Below are 3,149 nucleotides of genomic sequence, written 5' to 3'. Positions count from 1 at the left end.
CTAGATTCTAATATTTGTAATGGTTTACCCTTGATAACTTGACCAATATTAATCTTAATTCCAGTTGCAGATAAATCTATCTGTGTTAAATTTAATCCTCGAAAAACCACATTAGAAGCAGCAACAGAAACCTGCGGAATTTTACCTGTAAGAATTTGGCGATCACCACCTTCAATCAGAACTTTTAATTGTTCTACCTGTTCTAGTTGAGATTTTAACCAAAATTTCAATGCAGGGGATAAAAATCTACTAACAATTCTACTTTTTCTTGTAGTTGATATTTCATCTTGACTTCTAATAGCAACATCAGAATCAGAAATTTGATTCACTTCTGGTAAATTTTTATTCATCAAAGACACCATTAGGTTAGTATAGTCAGTTTTGTAATTATTTCCAGAGACGGAGAATATTATATAGAAGCCATTTGGTATCTTTTTCAAGCTAAATTAGCTTCTGAAATAGCTAGTATATCTAGCAATTTCGGGCTAGGCAATGGCCAAGTAGGAAAATTCTAAATTTTCTAGGACTTTTTTCGGGTATTTATAGCAGTTTTCATTAACATAGAATACAACTATTTCTGCAACTTATTAAACTTTAGGTATATCTATAATTTTTACTGTAGTCAACATGAGTGAAAACTACCAGGTGGTAGATATTGGGTGTGTCGATGGCACATAATTAGGGTTTACGGAAAAAGTCTTTTAGTAGGGGTAGGAGACAACCCACCCCTAACCCCTCCCAGGAGGGGAGAAATGGGAATGAGCGAGGAGGTAGGAGTAACAATTGTCCCTTGAATTGTTCTGCCCAACTATGAGCCTAAAATACGCTCCATGCATGAGCGTGAAGAGCTGAAACAGGCGCACTGCAATTCGACCCCAAAAAGGCACTTGTCTTTATATGTCAATGCTTTTAGATTTAATCAGCAAGCCCTAATTATGAAATTTATTAACAAGTTTTTCTTTAATGTACAGGCAACGCCTGATTAAAATATTGTTCTATGCAACTTTATATTAATTTGGTGTAAGCAAGACCAATTCTCATAAGCATAAAATGCTCACGACTCCCCGACTCCCCGACTCCCTTACTCCCCGACTCCTCTGCCTAGAATGACTTAACTTAGTTTTTCTGCCTCTTACTTTTCAATATATATAGCCCGAAAAACCCTCTTTTATCCCATCAAGTTAACCAATTGTCAAAAGTTATTCTGCTTACTCCAAGTAGTTTGATTAATTGAGCGATAGAAAACTCCTAATAACTCAAAATTATACATTTAGCTCTATTTATCCCTTGAGGGAATTGCCTTTAGCAACTGTCATTTTTTCTATTGCCAGAAACTATGAACTCTGTCAAACTTTAACTGGTCTACTTGCTGTTCAGTCGCTCCTTCAAATATATGATTTTATGTTTATATCTCAAATTAAAATGCTAAAAACTATATGTTGCTTTGAGGATTGCTATAGCAATCAGGAATGATTTATGAGATATTTGAGATATTTAAGAACAATTAAGATCGATCAAAATCCTTTTATATTCTGACTTTTAAGGGCTGACTCCTGATTACCACTAAAATCTTACAACTGAAATATGATTGCTATATATATTGACTAATAATCTGAATCGACAAAAGTGATGAACTTAAAAATATGGTTGAAAGAGTACAAAAAATATTATCTCAGTGGGGAATAGCCTCTCGACGTCAAGCCGAACAAATGATTATAGCTGGACGAGTAAGGGTGAACGGTATAATTATCCCATTAGGTGAAAAAGCCAATCCGGAATTGGACAGCATTGAAGTTGACGGTTTGCCCCTCCGACCAGAAAACCGTCCTAAATCTATATATTTATTGCTCAATAAACCGATAGGAGTAATTTCCACTTGTTCGGAACCTAGTAGACGTAGTAAGGTTCTAGATATTCTAAGTTCAGAACTGAGAAACGGAAAGGGGATTCATCCAGTAGGACGCTTAGATGCAGATTCTACAGGAGCATTACTCCTCACAAATGATGGTCGAGTCACATATTGTTTGACCCATCCCAAACATTGTCTTCCCAAAACTTATCAAGTATGGGTAGAAGGTCATCCCCAAGAATTGACATTAAAATTGTGGCGTCAGGGTATTATCTTATCTGGTAAAAAAACTTTACCTGCTCGAGTTAAAGTCCTAGAAGAAAGTAATAATTCTCAAACTCTTTTAGAAGTGGTTATCTCTGAAGGTAGAAATCGGCAAATTCGTAGAGTAGCAGAAAAATTAGGACATCCTGTTGTGAAACTACACCGTACTGCAATTGGCCAAATCCAGTTGCAGGTACCTGGAGAGTCTGTTTTGCCTAGTGGTCATTACCGACCTCTAAAAGATTTTGAAATTAACTTTTTGCATGACCAAATCAATAAAAGTTCTCAATTAAGCTAAAACTTAGAGAGTTTTAAGAGTTGGAGTTAAGTGGGTATAATAAGCAAAACATCCACATAGAATTTCATAATTTTTTCTAGATAAATCTTGCTGATTTTATCGCAATACATCTAGTATCAAGCTTTTGAAACAATAGTATGAGCAATATATTTAGGAGTTATAAAATTAAAATTAATGATTAAATTGATGACGGAAAATCAAGAATATTATTGATATCAACAAATTAATTATTATCCTATCAGTATCACTCTCATTATGACAAAAGTAATAGTTTTTATAAATTAAATCAATGGTAAATTTTACAGCAATAAAAAATATTAAAAACAGTTTCTTTTTATTACCATTTAACAAACGCTTTCATCAAGAAAAGGAACTTTCTTTTGAAGAAAAACAAAACCAAACATTAGTAGATATAGGATATAAATTAAAAAGATTTCGAGAGAAACATTCTATTTGTTTAGAAAGAGTGGCAATAGTAACAATGATTAGAATTAATTTGCTAAAAGCTATAGAAGAAGGTAATCTAGAAAAACTACCTGAGCCTGTTTATATCCAAGGTTTAATCAAGCGATATGCAGATGCTATGGGATTAAATGGAGAGCAATTAGCAAATCTGTTTCCGACTGAAAAAACTCAAGAAACTAGCAAAAAATCTCTCCTCAATCTATCAATACCTCAGCTACGACCACATCATCTCTACTTCTTATATTTATCTATTGTTTTATTGTCAGTTAGTTA

The 3,149-nt window shown here is 33.7% G+C and carries 4 protein-coding genes; 3 read left to right on the top strand and 1 reads right to left on the bottom strand.

Annotation, left to right across the window (positions count from 1 at the left end; all coding sequences use genetic code 11):
* On the bottom strand, positions 1–350 hold a 350-nt coding region (locus F6K13_RS25510; protein ID WP_287288779.1), incomplete at its 3' end, for a DUF2993 domain-containing protein.
* Between the two features lie 309 nt (positions 351–659).
* Here F6K13_RS25510 and F6K13_RS25505 point away from each other — a divergent pair.
* The 3 genes from F6K13_RS25505 to F6K13_RS25495 form a co-directional block, all read left to right on the top strand.
* Positions 660–794: a hypothetical protein gene (locus F6K13_RS25505; protein ID WP_282433604.1), complete on the top strand. Its 135-nt coding sequence runs from the start codon at positions 660–662 to the stop codon at positions 792–794.
* Between the two features lie 849 nt (positions 795–1,643).
* Entirely contained in the window at positions 1,644–2,411 is a 768-nt protein-coding gene (locus F6K13_RS25500) for a pseudouridine synthase (protein WP_124146258.1), read from the top strand.
* 289 nt (positions 2,412–2,700) lie between these two features.
* The coding region (locus F6K13_RS25495) for a helix-turn-helix transcriptional regulator (protein ID WP_287288777.1) at positions 2,701–3,149 on the top strand (449 nt) is incomplete at its 3' end.

The sequence above is a fragment of the Okeania sp. SIO2B9 genome (assembly GCF_010672505.1).
In the GTDB taxonomy this organism is placed as follows: domain Bacteria; phylum Cyanobacteriota; class Cyanobacteriia; order Cyanobacteriales; family Microcoleaceae; genus Okeania; species Okeania hirsuta.
The sequence above is the reverse complement of the archived record's forward strand: the minus strand, read 5'-3'. Positions and strand labels throughout refer to the sequence as shown.